Genomic DNA, 20,514 nt, shown 5'->3' on the forward strand with positions numbered 1-20,514 from the left:
CCCGACGCAAAGGCGACACGGACAGGAACGGAATGTGCTCAAGATCGCAGCGGGCGCCGGGGGGCGCCCATTGTCTTTTTTGGCATTCAAATTAACAGCAAAGGGAAATATTCATGAAGAAGAACTCCGTGCGCGCATGGTGGGCGTTGACGCCCCTCGCGCTCTCGCTGGCCGTGGCCGGCTGCGGCGGCAACAGCAACAACAACGCGCAGAACAACGCCGCACTGGTCGCGGCCATTGCCGCGATCAACGCGGCCAACCAGCCCACGCCCACGACCCCGCCCGCCGCCGACAACGGCTGCCAGATCCCGAGCAGCGGCACCTCCGTGGTCGTCGGCTCGGGCGACCCGGGCGATCCGGCCGCGCCCGAGCCAGCGTTGGGCTACGTGCCCGGCCACAAGCTGGTGTACGCCAAGAACTACATGGTGGTCGCGAACCATCCGCTGGCCACGCGCGCCGGCTGCGACGTGCTGAAAGCCGGCGGCAGCGCGGTCGATGCGGCGGTGGCGGTGCAGGCGGTGCTCGGCCTGGTCGAGCCGCAGTCGAGCGGGCTGGGCGGCGGCGCCTTCATGCTCCATTACGACGCGGCGACGAAGAAGGTGCAGGCGTACGACGGGCGCGAGACGGCGCCTGCGGCTGCCACCGAGAACTACCTGCGCTGGATCGACGACACGAACGACCAAACCGCACCCAAGCCCGGCGGCGCCCGCTGGAGCGGCCGCTCCATCGGCACGCCGGGCGCCGTGCGCATGCTCGACATCGCCTATCAAGACCACGGCAAGCTGCCCTGGAAAGACCTGTTCAGCTATGGCATCACGCTGGCGTCCGACGGCTTCCTGATCGGTGGACGCATGGCGGGCGCCATCGCGGGCTCCGCGGCATACCTGAAGCGCGACGCCGACGCCACAGCCTACTTCTTCAACGCCGACGGCACGCCCAAGGCGCTGGGCACCCGGCTCACGAACCCGGCCTACGCCAAGACGCTGAACACCATCGCCACGCAAGGCGCCAACGCCTTCTACACGGGCGACATCGCCAAGGGCATCGTCGACAAGATCGGCGTCACCACGGCGGCCAACGACGGCTCGGCCATCACGCCCGGCAAGACCACGCTGGCCGACCTGGCCAGCTACAGGGCCAAGCGCCGCGACCCGGTCTGCAGCACCTACCGCGAGTACTACATCTGCAGCATGTCGCCGCCGTCCTCGGGCGGCATCGCGGTGGTGGCGACCCTCGGCATCCTCGAGACCTTCAACCTGGGCCTGTACAAGCCGACCGCCATCGACCTCGAAGGCGGCAAGCCGAGCGTGATGGGCGTGCACCTGGTGAGCGAAGCCGAGCGGCTGGCGTATGCCGACCGCGACAAGTACGTGGCGGACACCGACTTCGTGCCGCTGCCCGGCGGCAGCCCCGCCATGCTGATCGACAAGTCCTACCTGCAGGGCCGCGCCAGCCTCATCAGCCTGACGAAGAGCATGAATCTCGCCAAGGCTGGCGACCGGGGCGATGTGCCGCTGGGCATCGACAAGACCGAAGAGCATGGCACCACGCACTTCACCGTCGTCGACAAGCAAGGCAACGTGGTCGTGATGACCACGACGGTGGAAGGCAGCATGGGCTCGTTCCACATGACGCAGGGCTTCCTGCTGAACAACCAGCTGACCGACTTCGCACTCAACCCGATCGACACCTCGGTGACCCCGAACGTGAAGTTCGCCAACCGCGTCGCGCCCGGCAAGCGCCCGCGCAGCACGATGGCGCCGACGCTGGTGTTCAAGAAGAACGCCGACGGCAGCATGGGCGAGTTCGTGATGGGAACAGGTTCGCCGGGCGGCGGCACGATCATCCAGTACGTGGTGAAGACACTGGTCGGCGCGCTGGACTGGGGCCTCGATGCGCAACAAGCCACGTCACTGGTCGACTTCGGTGCCACCAACACCCCGCCACCGACGCCCCCTGGCGCCACCTACAGCCTCACCAACGTGGGCGGCGAGCACCCGGCCATCGACACCTCGAACTCAGGCAACAACGATCCGCTGATCGCCGGCCTGCGCGCGCTCGGCCACACGGTGAACCTCGGGGCGCAGTCCAGCGGCGTGAGCACCATCCTGCGCACGAACGTCGGCGGCAAGCCCGTGCTGACCGGCGGCGCAGACCCGCGCCGCGAAGGCATCGTGCTGGGCGACACCTTCACGCCCTGAACGACAAGGGGGCTGGCGCCGCCTTCGCCGCGCCAGCCCCTTGCCCGATCACCTGTTGATTTACTTCGCGACTTCCGACACCAGCCGGTACAGGAACTCGCGCCCGTCGTACAGGCGCTGGATCTCGATGCGCTCGTCCAGCCCGTGCGCACGCGCATCGGCCGGCTCGAGGAACATGCCGGTCACGCCGTACATCGGGATGCCGGCGTTGCGCAGGAAGCGGCTGTCGGTGGCGCCGGTGCTCATGGCGGGCACCACGGGAACGCCGGGCCACATCTGCTGCGTGAGCGATTCCACCGTCTTCACCAGGTCGCCGTTCAGCGGCGAGGCCGGGCTGCGCAGCGGCTTGCCCATGTTGCGCACCACGATCTTGTCGTTGCCCACGGCCTGGGTCAGCAGGCGCTCGACCTCCTCGGGATCGTCGTGCGGCAGGATGCGGCAGTTGACCGTGGCCTTGGCCGATTGCGGCAGCGCGTTCTCGGCATGGCCGGCCTGCACCATCGTCGCCACGCAGGTGGTGCGCAGCTGCGCGTTGTAGGCCGGGTTGGCCGTCATGCGCTCGAGCACGCCGGCGTCGGGGTTGCCGCTGCCGATGGCGCGCATGTCGTCGGCCAGCTGGCCGGTGGCAAAGGGGGCGCTGCGCGCGAAGTAAGTCTTGGTGACGTCCGCGAGCTTGATCGGGAAGGCGTAGTTGCCCAGGCGCTCCAGGCCGGCCGAGAGCGCGTAGATCGGGTTGGTCTTGGTCGGCACCGAGCTGTGGCCGCCCACGTCGCGCGCCTCGAGCATGTAGGTGGTGTACATCTTCTCGGCCACCTGCATGCGGTGCAGGTTCGGCTTGCCGCCGCGCAGCTCGCCGCCACCGCCCTCGTTGATGCCGAACTCGGCCTGCAACAGCTCGGGCTTGTTGTTGATGAGCCAGAAGGCACCGTTGCTCAGCGCGTCGCCGCGCTCCTCGTCGGCGGTGAGCGCCAGGATGATGTCGCGCTTGGGCTTGAAGCCTTCCTGCTTGAGCTGCCCCAGCACGGAGACCAGCGCCGCGGCCATGGCCTTGTCGTCGATGGCGCCGCGCGCCGTGAAGTAGCCGCCGGTTTCCTGCAGCTTGAAGGGGTCGGTCTTCCAGTCTTCGCGGCGGGCCTCGACCACGTCGATGTGGGCCAGCAGCAGCAGCGGCTTCTTGCTGCCGTCGCCCTTGAAGCGCAGCACCAGGTTCCCCTTCTTCGGGAAGGGCTCGAAGATCTGGATGTCGCCGGGCGCAAAGCCCGCGTCGACCAGCCGTTTTTCCATGGCCCGCGCCGCGACCGTGTTGTCGCCCACCGAGTGGGTGGTGTTGATCTCGATCAGTTCCTTGTAGATCTCGCGAAAGCGCTGCTGCTGCGCAGTGAGCGGCGCGGTCTGGGCCTGGGCGCCGGCGATGCCGGCCAGGGCCAGCGAGAGCGCGAGCACGCCGCGTTTGGCGCTGCTCAAGGGCGAAGAAGAAAACGACGAACGGCGACAGGTCTGCATCCTCATGGTCTGGCTCTCTCCGATGGTTGTTGTGGCGAGGGCAGCATAGCAAGCGGGCCGCGTTTTCGCCCGCGCCTGAGCGACCGCGAAGACAGGCACACTCGCGGCCATGGGCACGCGCATGCAATGGGACATCTTCTGCAAGGTCATCGACAACCACGGCGACCTGGGCGTCTGCTGGCGCCTGGCCTGCCAGCTGGCGGCGGCGGGCGAGCGCGCGCGGCTGTGGGTCGACGACCCGACGGCGCTGCACTGGATGGCGCCGGCCGGCTGCGACGGCGTGCAGGTGATCGACTGGTCCGACGCCGAAGTCGTGCGCCGCGCGGTTGCCGACCCGGCGCCTGAGGTGCTGGTCGAGGCTTTCGGTTGCGACCCGGAACCGGAACTCATCGCGCGTTTCGCGCAGGCCCCAAGCCCTGCGCAGGCCTGGATCAACCTCGAGTACCTGTCGGCCGAACCCTATGTCGAGAAACTGCACCGGCTGCCCTCGCCCGTGTTCAAGGGCCCGGGCGCCGGGCTGACGAAACGTTTCTTCTACCCGGGCTTCACGCCCGCGACCGGCGGCCTGCTGCGAGAGCCCGACCTGATGGTGCGCCAGGCGCGCTTCGACCGGGCGCGCTGGCTGGAGGCGCAGCAGATTCCCTGGCAGGAAGGCGAGCGCCTGGTGTCGCTCTTCTGTTATGAGCCGCCCGCGCTGGCCGCCCTGCTCGCCCGGCTGGCCGCCGACCCGGTGCCCACGCGGCTGCTGGTCACCGCGGGCCGGGCCGCGCGTGCCGTGCAGGCCTGCCTTGCGAACACCGACACGCCCGATCGCCCGCCGGGCGGCCGGGGTTCGCTATCAATTTCATACCTCCCCTACCTCAGCCAGGCGGATTTCGACCACCTGCTGTGGGCCTGCGACCTCAATTTCGTGCGCGGCGAAGACTCGCTGGTGCGTGCCCTCTGGGCCGGCGCGCCGCTGGTCTGGCAGATCTACCCGCAGGACGACGACGCGCACCACGTCAAGCTCAACGCCTGGCTCGACTGGCTCGGCGCCCCCCCGGAGCTGCGGCTTTTTCACCACGCCTGGAACGGCTTCGGCGACGCCCCCCTGCCCGCGCCCGGCCCGCTGGACGCCTGGCGCGAAACCGCCCGCGCGGCGCGCGGCAGGCTGCTCGCGCAGGACGATCTGCTGGCCCAGTTGCGGCAGCTGGTCGCCGGAAAAAGCTAAAATAGCGGGCTTTGCGGAATTCAGCCCTGCCCGCCACGGTCGGGGAGGCCTTTCGCCAAACCTGCCGCGGGACATGTACGGCGGGGCCAGATACGACGGCATGCAGCGCCGAGGGCCCCGCGCACCGAGCGGCCAACATCCAGAGAACCTGATATGAAAATCGCTCAAGAAATCCGCGCCGGCAACGTCATCATGCACGGCAAGGACCCGATGGTCGTCCTCAAGACCGAATACAGCCGCGGCGGCCGCAACAGCGCCACCGTGCGCATGAAGATGAAGAGCCTGATCGCCAACTTCAACACCGAAGTGGTCTTCAAGGCCGACGACAAGATCGACCAGATCGTGCTGGACAAGAAGGAGTGCACCTACTCCTACTTCGCCGATCCGATGTACGTCTGCATGGACGCCGAGTACAACCAGTACGAAGTCGAAGCCGAGAACATGGGCGACGCCCTGAACTACCTCGAAGACGGCATGGCCGTCGAAGTGGTGTTCTACGACGGCAAGGCCATCTCGGTCGAACTGCCGACCAGCGTCGAGCGCGAAATCACCTGGACCGAGCCGGCCGTCAAGGGCGACACCTCGGGCAAGGTCATGAAGCCCGCCAAGATCGCCACCGGCTTCGAAGTCGGCGTGCCGCTGTTCGTGTCGCAAGGCGACAAGATCGAAATCGACACCCGCACCGGCGAGTACCGCAAGCGCGTCTGAGCGCGTCTGCACCCGGCTGACCACCACCACGACGAAGGCTCCGCAAGGAGCCTTTTTCGTTGGCGGGCACGCGGGTTGCATCGGCGCACAATGCCAAGCCAATTCCGTTCGACGACCGTTTCATGAACAACACGCACAACATTCACGACAAGCGCCTGGCCGATGCCTGGGCCACGCTGCAGTCCCATTCCGACCGGGGCCTGCCCCTCGATCCCGATCCCTCGCGCCTGGCCTTCGCCGACCCCGAGTTCCTGCTGCGCCGCGAAACGCGCGGCATCCGCATGCAGCTCGAGCTGATGAAGCCCGACCTCGAGCAGCGCGCCCACGGCATCGAGAACACGGTGGTGGTCTTCGGCAGCGCGCGCTTTCGCAGCGAAGACGAGGCCGCCGCGCTGGTCGCGCAGGCCGAGGCGGCCGGCGACACGGCCCTGGCCGAGCGCTGGCGCCGGCTCTCGCGCAACTCGCACTACTACGAGAAGGCGCGCACCTTCGGCAAGCTGGTCGCGCAGTACAGCGAGAAGAAGGAACCGCAGGACAAGCTCTTCGTGTGCACTGGCGGCGGCCCCGGCATCATGCAGGCGGCCAACCGCGGCGCGCACGAAGCCGGCGGCCTCTCGGTCGGCCTGGCCATCGCGCTGCCGATGGAAGAAGAAGCCAACCCCTACGTCACGCCGGCGCTGAGCTTCAAGTTCCACTACTTCGCGATCCGCAAGATGCATTTCATGATGCGTGCGAAGGCGCTGGTGGCGTTCCCGGGCGGCTTCGGCACGCTCGACGAGCTGTTCGAGGTGATCACGCTGGTGCAGACCAAGAAGTCGAAGCCGGTGCCGATCGTGCTCTTCGGCTCGGACTACTGGAAGAAGCTGATCGACTTCGACTTCCTGGTCGACGAAGGCGTGATCTCGCCTGGCGACGTGAAGCTCTTCGAATACGTCGACGCGCCGGAAGACGCGTGGGACGCGATCAAACGTTTCTACAAACTCTGATCGACCCGATATCGATCAGGCGTCGTCGCTGTCGTCGGGCCGCAGGGCCTGCTCGAAGAAGCGCGTGAGCGCGCGGGCGCGGCGGCGGCGGTCGGCCACGGGGTTCGCGTGCGGCCCCATGGCCACGGCATCGTCGGCCACGCCGTGCAGCGCATTGAAGAGGATCACGGCCGTCAGCGTTGCGTCCTCGACTTCCCACACGCCCGCGGCGTCGCCCTGCTTCAGCAGGGTGACCAGCTGCGTGATGACGACGTTGTCGTTGCGCATGCGCCGGTCCTCGGGGCGGTACTCGTGGAACACCACGTCGTGCAGCGCAACGTTGTCCAGGTAGGTCTCCAGCCCCGCTTCCACCCAGGCCTTGAGCCGCGCGCGGTACTTGCCCGGCGCGTGGCGGTCCATCGCCTCCTGCAGGCGGGCGCAGAAGGTGTCGACGAAGCGTTGCTGCAGCGCGCCGAGCAGCGCCTCCTTCGACGGAAAGTACAGGTAGAAGGTGCCCTTGGCCACCTGCGCGCCGGCGGCGATGTCGTCGATGCTGGTGGCGGGAATGCCCTTGGCGATGAACAGCTGCTCGGCGGCGTCCATCAGCGCGACGGCGCGGGTCTGCGGCGCCTTGGTGCGGCGGCGCGCGGCGGTGGCGGGGGCGTCGTCGGGGCTGCTGCTTGTCATGCTCAAGAACCGGCCATGGCACCGGCGCGTGCCGTGTCGATGGCGGCGTGCACCGCCGCGGCATCGAGACGCAGGCCGCGCGGGGCCAGCACGCGCTCGCGCAGCCAGGCCAGGGCCTCGTCGGTGCGGGCGAAGGTGCTGGCGGGAATGCCGAAGAGTTTTTCGACGTTCATCTTGCTGATCTTCTCGAACTGGTCGGCGGGCACCACGCTCGCCATGCCCATCATATGGCGGCGGATGTCGGCGCCGCGCGCCTGCAGCCACTGCTTCGCACTCTGAGCGCTGCCCTCGGGATGCACCAGCGCGTCGGCGTCCGCGAACACGCGCAGCGAGACAAAGGGCTCGCCGCGGTCGAGCCAGCGGTTCCAGTCTTCGGTGAAGGCCTGCAGGCTTTCCAGCGTCTGCAGGCCTGCGGACACGCTGATGACCAGCGGCCATTGACTGAGTTCGTGACGGATCATGAAAGACTCCTTGTAGACAACCGGAAGGCGCCGGGCACTGCGGCGCAGGAAGGGAATGCGGACAGCGGGCATGGCGAACAGCTCAGGCGCGCGTGGGGGCTGCGAGCGCGGCGGCCCGCGGCCTGACGCGCAGCAGCAGCCCCGCCGCCACCAGGCCGGCCACGCCGGCACAGGCCATCGCGGCATGGAAGCCGCCCGCGAGCGCATCGCTCAGGAGCCGCTGTGCCACGCCCGGGTCGAGCGCGGCCAGCGCGCCGAGGTCGTGACGGGACACCGCCGCCACGGCCGCCTGCGGTGCGTCGGGCACGCCGGCACGCGCGAGCGACTCGGTCATCAGCGCGGTGGCGCGCGTGCGCATCAGCGTGCCGAGCAGCGCGATGCCGATCAGCATGCCGCCCTGGCGCAGCGCATTCATGGTGGCCGAGGCCATGCCCGAGCGCTGCGCGGGCACCGACGCCATCACCGCCGTGCTCGTGGCCGGCACGGCCAGGCCCGCGCCCGCCCCCAGCGCCACGAAGAGCAGCGCCAGCGGCAGGTACGGCGTGTCGGCCGAGAACAGCGTCAGCAGCAGCATCGCCACGCCGATCAGTCCGTAGCCCGCGACCATCAGCGTGTGCACCTCGAAGCGGCGCGCCAGCCGGCCGAACTGCGAGGCCACGAGGCCCGTCGCCACGAACTGCGGCACCAGCCGCCAGCCGGTCTCGCTGGCCGACCAGCCCTGCACCTGCTGCAGGAACAGCGAGAAGAAGAACAGGCTGGCGTAGGTCGAGAAGCCCAGCACGAACGAGGCGAAGTTGGTGACCGAAAAGCGCGCGTCGCGGAACAGCGCGAGTGGCAGCAGCGGCCGTTCCACGCGCGCCTCCACGGCCAGGAACAGCGCCAGCCCGACACCCGCCGCGACGAGCGCGACCACCGCGTGGCGCGAACCCCAGCCGTGTTCGCCCGCGGCAATGAGCCCGTAGGTCAGTGCGCCCAGCCAGAGCACGCTGAGCACCTGCCCGACCGGATCGAGCGCCGCGTGCTCGGGGTGCGAGGACTCGCGCAGGCCCCACATCCCCAGCGCCACGGTCAGCACGCCGATCGGCAGGTTGATGAGGAAGATGCTCTGCCAGCCCGCGTGGTCCACCAGCAACCCGCCGAGCATCGGCCCGAGGATCAGCGACAGCGCCGTGAACGACGACCAGCCGCCGATCACCCGCGCGCGGCTGGCCGGCTCGGGAAAGGCATGCGCCAGCAGCGACAGCGCGCCCGGGATCATCAGCGCGCCGGCCACGCCCTGCACCGCGCGGCCCGCCAGCAGCATCGGTAGGCCCGACGCCATCGCACACATCGCCGAGCCCACGGTGAAGACCACCACGCCGGCCAGCCAGGCGCGCTTGCGGCCGTAGCGGTCGCCGATCGGGCCGGCCGACAGCATGAAGGCCGACAGGCACAGCGCGTAGATGTCGATCACCCACTGCAGCCCGGCCAGGTCGGTCGCGAGCGCGCGCTGCAGCGTGGGCAGCGCGACATTGACGATGCTGACGTCGAGCGTAGCGATGAAGCTGCCGAGGTAGACCGCCGCCACCAGGGCCAGGCGGCGGCGCGGGTCGGTCGCAGCCGACGGGGAATGGGAGTCCATGGACGCCTTCGAGTCAGGAACGAAGAAGGCGCCGATACTGACTTTGAGTCAGTATTTTGTCAATCAAATGAGAATTACTGTTATTTGCAACGTGGGATTCAGGCCGCCGTCAGGCGCCCTCCCCGCGCACGTCAGAGCTTCAAGCCCCAGGTCGCTTTCGCGCCCAGCGCGAGCACGCCGCCCACCACCCAGAACACGCCGGCAATGCCGATCAGCGCACCGAGCGAGCCGAACAGCATCGGCATCGCGACGCTCGACGCGTTGATGGTCATCAGCCGCAGCCCCAGCGCCTCGCCGTGCCGGGCATGCGGCGTGATCTGGTGCAGCATGCTCATCACCATCGGTTGCACCGCGCCGAGCGCGAAGCCCAGCACCACGGAGCAGATGCCCATGGTCCACGGCGAATCCAGCAGCGGGTAGATGGCGAACACGGCCGCAGTGACAACGGTCGAACTCAGGATCACGCTACGCTCCGACGCACGCGACGCGATCAGCGGCAGCACCACGCGAATGACCGCCGCGGCGATCGCGAAGGCGCCGAGGATGGAGCCGATCACCGAGGCGCTGATGCCCCGGTCGTGGCCCAGCACCGGCAGCACGAAGGCGTGCACGTCCCAGCTCGACGACTGCAGCCAGTTCACGAACAGCAGGCGGCGGAACATCGGCTCGCGCAGCAGGTCCCAGGCCCGCGTGGGCGCGGCGCCCGGCACCGGCGCCACCCGCGGCGGCTCGTGCGCGCCGCGCGCCAGCAGCCAGCACAGCAGCGGCAAAAAGGCCATCACGGCGAAGCAGATGCGAAAGGCCAGCAAGTCGGCCGGCGCGCGGCCGGCGTGGTCGATCAGCATCCCGGCCAGGAAGGGCCCGACGAAGTTCGCCGCCGCCGGCGCGATGGCCAGCCAGCTGAACACGCGCTTGAGCTGTGTCGGGTCGGTGGCCGAGCGGCCCACGTGCCGCTGCAGCGCGATGACGGTCGCGCCAGTGGCGCCGCCGGTCAGCAGCGCGGCGATGCACATGACGGGAAACACCGGAAAAACCAGCGCCAGCCCTGCCCCGCCCGAGGCCGCGATCACCGACAGCCACAGCGGTCGCTTGAGCCCGTGCCGGTCGGCGAAGCGCCCGGCCGGCAATGCAAGAAACACCTGGGTCAGCGCGAACAGCGCGATCAGCAGGCCGACGGCCGCTGCGCTGTAGCCTTGCTGCAGCGCGAGCAGCGGGGTGGCGAGCCGCATGCCCGCCATCGTGGCGTGCAAACAGACCTGCGCCACGATGACGCGCAGCAGTTCAGAACCTTTCACGGGGTGTCGTCGGCCTCGCTGTCAGTGTCGGCCGTGGGCGGCAGCAACGCCTGCGACTGCGCCTCGGGCAAGGCCTCGACCTTGCGCAGCGCCAGGCGCATCTGCTTGGCGCGCGTGTCGGCCTTGTCGATGGTGTCGGAGGCCTTGGCCACCTGTTCCTTGATGCGCGCGACCCATTCGCCGTAACGCTCGAACTCTGTCTTGACCGCGCCCAGCACCTTCCAGACCTCGGAGGCCTGGCGCTCCAGCGCCAGCGTGCGAAAGCCCATGTGCAGGCTGTTGAGCATGGCGAGCAAGGTGGTCGGGCCGGCCAGCGTCACGCGATGCTGGCGCTGGATCGCGTCCATCAGTCCGGGGCGGCGCAGCACCTCGGCATAGAGGCTCTCGACCGGCAGGAACAGGATCGCGAAATCGGTGGTGTGCGGCGCCGCGAGGTAGTTCTCGGCGATCGACTTGGCCTCGACGCGGATGCGCGTTTCGAGCGCCTTGGCCGCGGCCTCGGCGCCGGCTGCATCGGCGCGCTCGTGGGCATCGATGAGGCGTTCGTAATCGTCGCGCGGAAACTTGGCGTCGATCGGCAGCCACACCGGCGCGCCGTCGTCGCCGCGCCCCGGAAAGCGGATCGCGAAGTCCACGCGCTGGCCGCTGCGCGGCTTGGTCTCGACCTGGCGCGCGTACTGCTCGGGCGTGAGCACCTGCTCGAGCAGCGCCTCGAGCTGCACCTCGCCGAACACGCCGCGCGTCTTCACGTTGGTCAGCACGCGCTGCAGGCTGCCCACGCCGACGGCCAGCGTCTGCATCTCGCCCAGGCCCTTGTGCACCTGCTCGAGCCGGTCGGCCACCTGCTTGAAGCTTTCGCCCAGGCGCGCCTCGAGCGTGCTCTGCAGTTTTTCGTCGACGGTCTTGCGCATCTCGTCGAGCTTGGCGGTGTTGCTCTGCTGCAGCTGGGCGAGCTGGGTTTCCATGGTCGTGCGCACCTCGGAAAGGCGGCGCGCGTTCGATTCGCTCAGCCCCTGCAGCTGGGTGTTCAGCGTGTCGGCCAGGGTCTTCTGCAGCGACGCGAGCTGCAGCGCGAAGGCGTCGAGCTGGGCGTTCTGCGTGCGCGTGGCCTCGGCGCCCTGCTGCACCAGCGACTGCTGGAAGGTGGCGAAGGCCTGCGCGGTTTCCTGGCGTGCGCCGCGCGAGCTTTCGCCGATCTCGTGGCGCAGCTCGCGCTCGGTGCGTTCGTTGGCGCGGCCCATGGCGGCGAGCACGCCCAGCATTTCGCTGTGGTCAGGTGGGGGTGGCCGGCGGGCCAGCAGCCAGATGACCAGCACCAGCTGCACCACGGCGAGTGCGGCCAGTGCGAGAAGAATCAGATCCGTCAGTTCCAAGGTGGGGGCGTGTCGCGCTCGCGGTCAGATTTCAGGTTACTTCGTGGCCGCTGGCACCGGCGTGACCGGGGTCAAGGGCCCCTTGCCGGTGCCCCAGGCGATGAGGTTGTCGGCCGCGAGGTCGGCCATGGCGCGGCGCGTGGGCACGGTGGCGCTGGCGATGTGCGGCGTGAGCACGACGTTCGGCACGGTGAGCAGGTCGGGGTGGACCTTGGGCTCGCCCTCGAACACGTCGAGGCCGGCGGCGGCGATGCGCTTCTCGCGCAGCGCCACGGCCAGCGCGGCGTCGTCGACGATGCCGCCGCGCGCGATGTTGACCAGCGTGGCGGTCGGCTTCATGAGCGCGATCTCGGCCGCGCCGATGGTGTGGTGCGAGGCCGGCGAGTACGGCACGACCAGCACGACGTGGTCGGCGGTCTTGAGCAGCTCGTCCTTGCCGACATAGCGGGCCTTGCACTCGGCCTCGAGCGCGGCATCGAGGCGCGAGCGGTTGTGATAGATCACGTTCATGCCGAAGCCGTGCGCGCCGCGCCGGGCAATGCCCTGCCCGATGCGGCCCATGCCGATGATGCCCAGCGTCGAGCCGTGGATGTCGGAGCCGGCGAACATGTCGTAGCTCCACTTTTCCCACTTGCCCGCGCGCAGGAAGTGTTCGCTCTCGGTGATTCGGCGCGCGGTGGCCATGAGCAGCGCGAAGCCGAAGTCGGCCGTGGTCTCGGTCAGCACGTCGGGCGCGTTGGTGCCCAGCACGCCGCGCGCGGCCATGGCGTCGACGTCGAAGTTGTTGTAGCCCACGGCCATGTTGGCGCAGATCTTCAGCTCGGGGCAGGCGTCGAGCACCGCGGCGTCGATGCGCTCGCTGCCGGTGGTGAAGGCGCCCTGCTTGCCCTGCAGCTTCGCGATCAGCTGGTCTTTGCTCCAGGTCTCGTCGGCCTGGTTCGACTCGACCTCGAAATGCTGCGCCAGGCGCGCGAGGGTCTCGGGGAACACCGCGCGCGCGACCAGGATCTTGGGCTTGCTGCTGCTCATGGAACGTGTCTCTTTCTTTGAAGGGCTGGAAGGATCAACGGAAGAAGATGAAGGTGCACAGGACGAACAGCGGGACCAGGATCGCCCCCGACCACGCCATGTAGCCGAAGAAGCTGGGCATGCGCACGCCGCGGCTTTCGGCGATGGCCTTGACCATCAGGTTCGGCGCGTTGCCGATGTAGGTGTTGGCGCCCATGAACACGGCGCCGGCCGAGATGGCGGCCAGCGTGCTGGCATAGGTGGTCATGAGCGCCACCGGGTCGCCGCCCGCCGTGTTGAAGAACACGAGGTAGGTCGGCGCGTTGTCCAGGAACGAGCTCAGGATGCCGGTGGCCCAGAAGTACATGGCCGGGTCGGGCTGGCCGTCGGCGCGCGTCACGGCCGCGACGATGGCGCCGAACGGGCCCTGCGTGCCGGCCTTGAGCATGGCGATCACCGGGATGATGGTCAGGAAGATCCCGGCGAAGAGCTTGGCCACCTCGGCCATCGGGCCCCACTCGAACTGGTTGTCGGCGTGCACCTTGGGCGCCGTGAGCTTGTACGAGACGATGGCGATCAGCGCCAGCCCCACGTCGCGCACCAGGCCCGGCAGGCCGACCTCGGTGCCGAACACGTCGAACACCACGGGCGATTTCCAGAAGCCGCTCAGCAGCACCAGCGCGACGATGCCGCCCAGCAGCCAGAAGTTGGCCGCGCCGTCGAAGCCCAGGCGCGGGGTGTCGGGCGTCGGGTCCACGGGCAGCACGCCGTCCTTGCGGTAGAAGTGGCGGTCGATGACGTAGAACAACGCCAGCAGCACGGCCAGGATGAAGATCGTCTCGGGCAGGATGTGCTGCGCGGTCCAGAAGAAGCCCACGCCCTTGAGGAAGCCGAGGAACAGCGGCGGGTCGCCCAGCGGCGTGAGCGAGCCGCCCGCGTTCGACACGATGAAGATGAAGAACACGATCACGTGCACCTTGCGCTGCCGGTTGTCGTTGGCCCGGATCAGCGGCCGGATCAGCAGCATCGAGGCGCCCGTGGTCCCCATGAAGCTCGCGAGCACCGCGCCGATGGCCAGGATCGCCGTGTTGAGCCCCGGCGTGCCGTGCAGGTTGCCGCGGATGTGGATGCCCCCCGCCACGGTGAAGAGCGCCGTGAGCAGGATGATGAACGGGATGTACTCGGCCACCAGCGCATGCACGAGCTGCACGCCCGCCAGCCCCGCGCCGTAGGTCGCGGCAAAGGGCAGCAGGAAGGCCAGCGCCCAGGCGGCGGAAATCTTGCCGTAGTGGTGGTGCCAGAACGCGGGCGTGGCCAGCGGCAGCAGCGCGATGGACAGCAGGATGCCGGCGAACGGCACGCCCCACAGCGGCGAGAGCGCGGCACCGTCGAAATCGGCGGCGAAGGCCAGGGCGGGAAAGAGCATCGGCAGCGCCGCGGCTGCCGTCAGTCGGATCGTTTTCTTCATGGGGGCTGTACCGTACCAGACAGGTCAGTACAGCCTTCAAACGGGGGGTTGTTCGATCTCGAACACCTGGCGCAGGTAGGCCAGGTATTTCTCGTCCTCGCACATGTTCTTGGACGGCGTGTCCGACAGCTTGGCCACCGGCTGGTCGTTGCACTGGATCATCTTGATGACGATCTGCAGCGGCTCGTAGCCCAGGTCGTTGGTGAGGTTGGTGCCGATGCCGAAGGCCAGCAGGCAGCGGCCGCGGAACTGCTGGTACAGCTCGATGGTGCGCGGCACCGTGAGGCCGTCGCTGAAGATCAGCGTCTTGGTGAGCGGGTCGACCCGGTTCGCGTGGTAGTGCGCCAGCATGCGCTCGCCCCACTGGAACGGGTCGCCGCTGTCGTGGCGCGCGCCGTCGAAGAGCTTGCAGAAGTACAGGTCGAAGTCGCGCAGGAAGGCGCTCATGCCGTACACGTCGGACAGCGCGATGCCCAGGTCGCCGCGGTATTCGCGGGCCCAGCTCTCGAAGCCGAAGATCTGGCTGTCGCGCAGCCGCGGGCCCAGCGCCTGGCAGGCCTGCAGGTATTCGTGCGCCATGGTGCCCAGAGGGATGAGCCCGAGCTTCATGGCGTACAGCACGTTGCTGGTGCCCGCCAGCTGCGGCAGCCGCTCGCCCGCGGGCGACTTGGCCGGCGGCGAGGCCACGGCGCCGAGCCGCTGGGTCAGGGTGCGCAGCACTTCCTCGTGCCAGTCTTTCGAGAAGCGGCGGCGAGTGCCGTAGTCGGCGATCTTCAGGTCGCCCAGGCCGGCTTCCTGCAGCTGGCTGATCTTGAGGTCGAGGCGGCGGCGGCCTTCCTCGAAGTCGGGGTTCTTCTGCGTGTTGCGAAAGTAGACCTCGTTCACGATGGCCAACACCGGGATCTCGAACAGGATGGTGTGCAGCCACGGCCCCTTGATGCGGATCTCAAGCTCGCCCGAGGGCTGGGGGATGACGTTGATGTACTTCTCGTTGAGCCGGAACAGGCCCAGGAAGTCGACGAAGTCGCTCTTGATGAAGCGCATCGAGCGCAGGTAGGCGAGTTCGGCGTCGCGGAACTGCAGCGAGCACAGGCTGCGGATCTCGTCGCGGATCTGTCCCGCGAACTGCGCGAGGTTGACGCCCGGGTTGCGGCACTTGAAGCGGTACTCGACCCGCGCCCCCGGAAAGTGGTGCAGGACCACCTGCATCATCGTGAACTTGTAGAGGTCGGTGTCGAGCAGGCTGTGAATGATCATGGTGCGGTGCGCGGTGTCTCGGGTCTCTGTCGTCGGCGTCCGTTCCATTATCACGGCCTGCGTCGGCCTGTGCCTACGAGGGCCGGCCTGCACGTCCTACCGGCAGGGGGAATCACCCACGCGACATTGATTTCACGGCGGCGGCATGTTCCGCCGGGTCATCACTCTTTCTCAAGGAGATTCGCATGAACAAGGACACCATCGAAGGCAACTGGAAGCAGCTCAAGGGCAAGATCAAGGAGCAATGGGGCAAGCTGACCGACGACGACTTCGACGTCATCGCCGGCAAGCGCGACCAGCTGCTGGGCCGCATCCAGGAACGCCACGGCATCAGCCGCGACGAGGCCGAGAAGCAGGTCAAGGACTGGGAATCTCGCGACGGCCGCTCGCCGGACGCACTCTGGTTCGAGAAGAACTGAGAAAGAAGCAGGCGCCCTGCGCCCTTCCCTTCTCTTTCCCTGTCATTCACCGCAAAGGACACACACCATGAAAAAACAACACCTCGTCATGCTCGCCCTCGCCTCCACCTTCTTCGTCGCCGGCCAGGCCGGTGCGATGACCAAGGACGAGTACAAGGTCGCCAAGGAGAAGGTCGAGGCCGACTACAAGGTCGCCAAGGCCCAGTGCGACACGATGAAGGACAACGCCAAGGACGTCTGCCAGAAGGAAGCCAAGGGCAAGGAAGAAGTGGCCAAGGCCGAGCTGGAGCAGCAGTACCAGCCGAGCGACAGCCATGCCCGCAAGGTGGCCGAAGAGAAGGTGAAGGCCACCTATGAAGTCGCGAAGGAAAAGTGCGACGACCAGAGTGGCGCGGCCAAGGACGCTTGCGTGAAGCAGGCCAAGGCTGATGAAGCCCAGGGCAAGGCCGACATCAAGGCCATGAAGAAGACGATGTAAGCGGGGTCACACCCCACTCACCCACGAACGGCGCCTGCGGGCGCCGTTTTTCATGGGCGGGCGCTCAGGCGCGCAGCGAATCGACCACCTGCTGCAGCGCCTCGGGCAACGGCACCGGCCGCTGCGTCGCGCGGTCGACGTACACATGGACGAAGTGCCCCTGCGCGGCGGCAGTGTCAGCGCCCTCGGCAAAGAGCGCGATCTCGTAGCGCACGCTCGATCGGCCCGCCTGCGCCACGCGGATGCCCGCCTCCACCGTCTGCGGGAAGGCCACCGGCGCGAAGTAGTTGCACTGCGTCTCGACCACGAAGCCGATGGTCTGGCCACCGTGGATATCGAGCGCGCCGCGCTCGATGAGCAGCGCGTTCACCGCGGTGTCGAACCAGCTGTAGTAGACGACGTTGTTGACGTGGCCGTACATGTCGTTGTCGGCCCAGCGCGTCGGGATGCTGCGAAACGCCCGGTAGGCGCTGCGGGTGTGGGGCGTGGGCTTGGGGGTGGGGGTCGGGGCACTCATCGCGCGGCATTTTGCCAGCGGCGCCAGTAATCGAGCGCCACCCGGAAGGTGCCCAGCTGCACCTGCACCGTCTCGGCGATGTCGCTGGCGTAGCCGCCGGCCATCGCGAAGGCCGTCGGGATGCGGCGCTGCCAGGTCCAGTCGAACACGCGGCGGTCGCGCGCCTCCAGCCCGTCGAAGCTCAGCTTGAGGCGGCCCAGCCGGTCGCGCTCGAAGGGGTCGGCGCCGGCCAGGTAGATCACGAGGCCGGGCGAGAAGCGGCGGTCGAGCTCGTCGAGCGCGTGCTCCAGCGCCGCCAGGTAGTCGGTGTCGCCGCAGCCGTCGGGCAGCTCCACGTCGAGGTCGCTCGCCTCCTTGCGGAACGGAAAGTTCTTCTGGCCGTGCACCGACAGCGTGAACACGCTCGGGTCGCCCTGGAAGATGCGGGCGGTGCCGTTGCCCTGGTGCACGTCGAGGTCGATCATGGCCACCCTGAGCAGCCGGCCGGCGCGGGCCTGCTCGACCTGCATCAGCCGCGCGGCCACCGCCGCGTCGTTGAAGACGCAGAAGCCGCTGCCCTTGTCTGCATAGGCGTGGTGCGTGCCGCCCGCCATGTTGGCCGACACACCGCCCGCGAAGGCCGCGCGGCAGGCCGCGATGGTGGCGCCGGTGGAGCGGCGCGAGCGCTCGACCATCGCCTCGCTCCAGGGAAAGCCGATCTCGCGCATGGCCTGCGGGCTCACGCGGCCTTCGCTGACGGCGGCGATCCATTCGGGGGTGTGGGCCAGCGCCAGCTCGTCGTCGGTGGCGCGCGGGGCCGGGTCCATCTCGACGGCCGGCAGCTGCTCCTGCAGGCGATCGCGCAGCATCGCGTAGCGCGACATGGGAAAGCGGTGGCCCGGCGGCAGGGGCAGGACGAACTGCCCGGAATAGAAAGCACGCATGGCCGCATTCTGGCCGCGCAGGCCGGATTTAGAAGGCCGCTTCTAAATTGCTGCACAGCAGCAAAAACCACTTGATCGCTGCGTTCAGCTGCCTATACTTCAGGCCATGCTGCACCGCAACATGAACGACGAGGCGCAGCGCAACGTGAATCGACCACCCCATCATCCTTTCTGGAGATCTCAAATGGCCCTGACCGCTGACCAAATCCTCGCCGCTCAAAAAGCAAACCTCGAAACCCTGTTCGGCCTGACCACCAAGGCTTTCGAAGGCGTTGAAAAGCTGGTCGAACTGAACGTGACCGCTTCCAAGGCCGCCCTGACCGAAGCACAGAGCACCGCTCAAGCTGCCCTGAACGTCAAGGACGCCCAAGAGCTGCTGACGCTGCAAGCCAGCCTGTTCCAGCCCCTGGCCGAAAAGACCGCTGCCTACAGCCGTCACCTGTACGACATCGCCCAAGGCACCAGCGCCGAATTCTCGAAGGCTTTCGAAGCCAAGGCCGCTGAAGCCCAGCAAGCCTTCGTCGGCCTCGTCGACAGCGCTTCCAAGAACGCCCCCGCCGGTTCGGAAACCGCCGTCGCCGTGCTCAAGAGCGCCGTGGCCGCCGCCAACAACGCTTTCGAATCGGTCCAGAAGGCCGTCAAGCAAGCGTCGGACGTCGCCGAAGCCAACTTCAACGCCGTGTCGACCCAAGCCGTCGCCGCTGCCAAGACGGCCACCGCTTCGCGCAAGCGCTAAGCACCGACCACCACCAGTTGTCTCCTTGGGTCCTCACGGATCCAATTCAGGGCCTCGTCTCACGACGAGGCCTTTTTTTTGTCCGGCGGCCGTCTTCGATAATGCGGGTCTCATTTCAGGAGACTCTCAATGCAGATCGACGGCAAAGTTTTTATCGTGACCGGTGGCGCTTCGGGCCTCGGCGAAGGCACGGCGCGCATGCTGGCCGCCAACGGCGCCAAGGTGGTGATCGCCGACATGCAGGCTGACAAGGGCGAAGCCGTTGCGAAGGAAATCGGTGGCGTGTTCGTCAAGTGCGACGTGAGCCAGGAAGCCGACGGCCAAGCCGTGGTGGCTGCCGCCGTCAAGCTCGGCAAGCTGATGGGCCTGGTCAACTGCGCCGGCATCGCGCCGGCCGAGAAGACCGTGGGCAAGAACGGCCCGCACGCGCTGGCCGTGTTCAGCAAGACCGTCACGGTCAACCTGATCGGCAGCTTCAACATGATCCGCCTGGCGGCCGACGCCATGGGCAAGAACGAGCCCGAAGCCACAGGCGAGCGCGGCGTGCTGATCTCGACCGCCTCGGTCGCAGCCTACGACGGCCAGATCGGCCAGGCCGCCTACAGCGCCTCGAAGGGCGGCGTGGTCGGCATGACCTTGCCCATCGCCCGCGACCTCGCGCGCAGCGGCATCCGCAACATGACCATCGCCCCCGGCATCTTCGGCACGCCCATGCTGTTCGGCATGCCGCAGGAGGTGCAGGACGCGCTGGCAGCCAGCGTGCCCTTCCCCTCGCGCCTGGGCACGCCCGAGGACTACGCCAAGCTGGCCAAGCACATCATCGAGAACGACATGCTCAACGGCGAGGTGATTCGTCTGGACGGAGCGATTCGATTGGCCCCTCGCTAAAAGTCGCATGAATAGGGAGCTTCGCGCTCCCTTTTTTGCAGCAATGCGATTTAGGGTGATTATCGATTTCGGTCACTTGATCCAAGCCGCGAATTTAGTGGGGTAAGCGGGAGCCGGAAATGGGATCACCAGATTCGCTCCTATCTTTTTCAGGTAGTTCAGTGAACAACGTGGTCCGAGCCCTCGAAGAACGCCTTGCCGAAGAACTCGAGCAGCTCTTGAAACTTCGATACCTCCTCATCCTGAAAGACGAGGAACGCTATGACAACGCAAAATTCAAGGCGGTGTACCAAGAGGTCCAAGATCTCCGTCTTGCGATCCGGGAGGCGACCGGCATTTGGCCTCCGCCCGTCGATTCCAAGCTTATCTAGACAGCCAATTTGTCACGCAGAGGGTGAACGTGTTGATTGCCGCCGAAAATTGACCCAGCTAAAGCAGTAATTTCCGTCTAAGACTGACCCACGTAAAACCCTACCCTGCTGTTTTTTAAAGCAGGGGATCCTAAGAGTGATAGACGTGGCGACATTGAGTGTCATCAGACGCTGGGCCCTGCGCGAGCAGATGTCCATTCGCGAGATAGCCAGGCGTACAGGCCTGTCTCGCAACACCGTAAAGAAGTACCTGCGAGCCGGCGATGAAGAGCCGCGCTACGCCAAGCGGACGAGTTCAAGCAAGCTCGATCCCTATGCCGAGAAGCTCGCGACCTGGCTCGCGATCGAGGCCACCAAATCGCGCAAACAGCGGCGCAATCTGCGGCAGATCCACACACCGAATGTTCAAGCAAGGCCAGCGACTG

General features: G+C 67.5%; 20 protein-coding genes and 1 pseudogene. 10 read left to right on the top strand and 11 right to left on the bottom strand.

Features of this window, described 5'->3' with window-relative positions; genetic code table 11:
• Positions 1-113: 113 nt before the first annotated feature.
• The gene (locus AC1RAA_RS09450; RefSeq protein ID WP_492732483.1) at positions 114-2,201 is read left to right on the top strand and encodes a gamma-glutamyltransferase family protein; all 2,088 of its coding nucleotides are present in this window, start codon (positions 114-116) and stop codon (positions 2,199-2,201) included.
• 60 nt (positions 2,202-2,261) lie between these two features.
• Here AC1RAA_RS09450 and AC1RAA_RS09455 read toward each other — a convergent pair whose 3' ends face one another.
• Complete coding sequence (locus tag AC1RAA_RS09455) at positions 2,262-3,710, bottom strand: M20/M25/M40 family metallo-hydrolase (RefSeq protein WP_492732484.1); 1,449 nt, start codon at positions 3,708-3,710, stop codon at positions 2,262-2,264.
• A gap of 103 nt (positions 3,711-3,813) precedes the next feature.
• Between AC1RAA_RS09455 and earP the strand changes: the two genes are divergently transcribed.
• The 3 genes from earP to AC1RAA_RS09470 all read left to right on the top strand — a co-directional run bounded on the left by earP (position 3,814) and on the right by AC1RAA_RS09470 (position 6,608).
• A complete protein-coding gene (gene earP, locus AC1RAA_RS09460; RefSeq protein WP_492732486.1) occupies positions 3,814-4,914 on the top strand; it encodes an elongation factor P maturation arginine rhamnosyltransferase EarP in 1,101 nt (366 codons plus the stop codon).
• A 153-nt stretch (positions 4,915-5,067) separates the two neighbouring features.
• A complete protein-coding gene (gene efp / locus AC1RAA_RS09465; protein WP_062479082.1) occupies positions 5,068-5,622 on the top strand; it encodes an elongation factor P in 555 nt (184 codons plus the stop codon).
• 122 nt (positions 5,623-5,744) lie between these two features.
• Positions 5,745-6,608 carry an LOG family protein gene (locus AC1RAA_RS09470; protein ID WP_070059745.1) on the top strand — a complete coding sequence of 288 codons (864 nt, stop codon included), beginning with the start codon at positions 5,745-5,747 and terminating at the stop codon, positions 6,606-6,608.
• A 15-nt stretch (positions 6,609-6,623) separates the two neighbouring features.
• Here the strand turns inward: AC1RAA_RS09470 and AC1RAA_RS09475 are convergent, their stop codons facing one another.
• The 8 genes from AC1RAA_RS09475 to pncB form a co-directional block, all read right to left on the bottom strand.
• Positions 6,624-7,274 carry a TetR/AcrR family transcriptional regulator gene (locus AC1RAA_RS09475; protein WP_354347215.1) on the bottom strand — a complete coding sequence of 217 codons (651 nt, stop codon included), beginning with the start codon at positions 7,272-7,274 and terminating at the stop codon, positions 6,624-6,626.
• 2 nt (positions 7,275-7,276) lie between these two features.
• A complete protein-coding gene (locus AC1RAA_RS09480; protein WP_095950973.1) occupies positions 7,277-7,735 on the bottom strand; it encodes a hypothetical protein in 459 nt (152 codons plus the stop codon).
• An 82-nt stretch (positions 7,736-7,817) separates the two neighbouring features.
• The gene (locus AC1RAA_RS09485) at positions 7,818-9,356 is read right to left on the bottom strand and encodes an MFS transporter (protein WP_492732488.1); all 1,539 of its coding nucleotides are present in this window, start codon (positions 9,354-9,356) and stop codon (positions 7,818-7,820) included.
• A 131-nt stretch (positions 9,357-9,487) separates the two neighbouring features.
• Complete coding sequence (locus tag AC1RAA_RS09490) at positions 9,488-10,651, bottom strand: MFS transporter (protein WP_354347219.1); 1,164 nt, start codon at positions 10,649-10,651, stop codon at positions 9,488-9,490.
• Positions 10,648-12,018 carry a DNA recombination protein RmuC gene (locus AC1RAA_RS09495; protein WP_492732541.1) on the bottom strand — a complete coding sequence of 457 codons (1,371 nt, stop codon included), beginning with the start codon at positions 12,016-12,018 and terminating at the stop codon, positions 10,648-10,650. Before AC1RAA_RS09495 ends, AC1RAA_RS09490 begins: the two co-directional genes overlap by 4 nt.
• Before the next feature lie 42 nt (positions 12,019-12,060).
• Entirely contained in the window at positions 12,061-13,053 is a 993-nt protein-coding gene (locus tag AC1RAA_RS09500; protein WP_095950975.1) for a 2-hydroxyacid dehydrogenase, read from the bottom strand.
• Between the two features lie 34 nt (positions 13,054-13,087).
• The gene (locus AC1RAA_RS09505) at positions 13,088-14,500 is read right to left on the bottom strand and encodes a sodium:proton antiporter (RefSeq protein ID WP_492732490.1); all 1,413 of its coding nucleotides are present in this window, start codon (positions 14,498-14,500) and stop codon (positions 13,088-13,090) included.
• Positions 14,501-14,536: 36 nt separating this feature from the next.
• The gene (pncB, locus tag AC1RAA_RS09510; protein ID WP_070059637.1) at positions 14,537-15,757 is read right to left on the bottom strand and encodes a nicotinate phosphoribosyltransferase; all 1,221 of its coding nucleotides are present in this window, start codon (positions 15,755-15,757) and stop codon (positions 14,537-14,539) included.
• A gap of 185 nt (positions 15,758-15,942) precedes the next feature.
• Between pncB and AC1RAA_RS09515 the strand changes: the two genes are divergently transcribed.
• Both AC1RAA_RS09515 and AC1RAA_RS09520 read left to right on the top strand, forming a co-directional pair.
• Positions 15,943-16,176 (top strand): CsbD family protein, encoded by a 234-nt coding sequence (locus tag AC1RAA_RS09515; RefSeq protein ID WP_095950977.1) that lies wholly within the window; start codon positions 15,943-15,945, stop codon positions 16,174-16,176.
• Between the two features lie 67 nt (positions 16,177-16,243).
• Complete coding sequence (locus AC1RAA_RS09520) at positions 16,244-16,654, top strand: hypothetical protein (protein WP_492732492.1); 411 nt, start codon at positions 16,244-16,246, stop codon at positions 16,652-16,654.
• Between the two features lie 64 nt (positions 16,655-16,718).
• Here AC1RAA_RS09520 and AC1RAA_RS09525 read toward each other — a convergent pair whose 3' ends face one another.
• Positions 16,719-17,171 carry an acyl-CoA thioesterase gene (locus AC1RAA_RS09525; protein WP_492732494.1) on the bottom strand — a complete coding sequence of 151 codons (453 nt, stop codon included), beginning with the start codon at positions 17,169-17,171 and terminating at the stop codon, positions 16,719-16,721.
• Positions 17,168-18,094: a histone deacetylase family protein gene (locus AC1RAA_RS09530; protein WP_369632162.1), complete on the bottom strand. Its 927-nt coding sequence runs from the start codon at positions 18,092-18,094 to the stop codon at positions 17,168-17,170. The genes AC1RAA_RS09525 and AC1RAA_RS09530 overlap by 4 nt, the downstream gene beginning before the upstream one ends.
• A gap of 184 nt (positions 18,095-18,278) precedes the next feature.
• Here AC1RAA_RS09530 and AC1RAA_RS09535 point away from each other — a divergent pair, with 184 nt between their 5' ends.
• The 4 genes and pseudogenes from AC1RAA_RS09535 to AC1RAA_RS09550 all read left to right on the top strand — a co-directional run.
• Complete coding sequence (locus tag AC1RAA_RS09535) at positions 18,279-18,830, top strand: phasin family protein (protein ID WP_492732543.1); 552 nt, start codon at positions 18,279-18,281, stop codon at positions 18,828-18,830.
• A gap of 129 nt (positions 18,831-18,959) precedes the next feature.
• Complete coding sequence (locus tag AC1RAA_RS09540; protein WP_354347228.1) at positions 18,960-19,718, top strand: 3-hydroxyacyl-CoA dehydrogenase; 759 nt, start codon at positions 18,960-18,962, stop codon at positions 19,716-19,718.
• 161 nt (positions 19,719-19,879) lie between these two features.
• Positions 19,880-20,089: a hypothetical protein gene (locus AC1RAA_RS09545; RefSeq protein WP_492732496.1), complete on the top strand. Its 210-nt coding sequence runs from the start codon at positions 19,880-19,882 to the stop codon at positions 20,087-20,089.
• Positions 20,090-20,225: 136 nt separating this feature from the next.
• A pseudogene (locus tag AC1RAA_RS09550) lies at positions 20,226-20,483 on the top strand (helix-turn-helix domain-containing protein); the annotation flags it as partial.
• Positions 20,484-20,514 lie beyond the last annotated feature (31 nt).

This window comes from Variovorax sp. GW823-FHT04F07 (assembly GCF_058795995.1).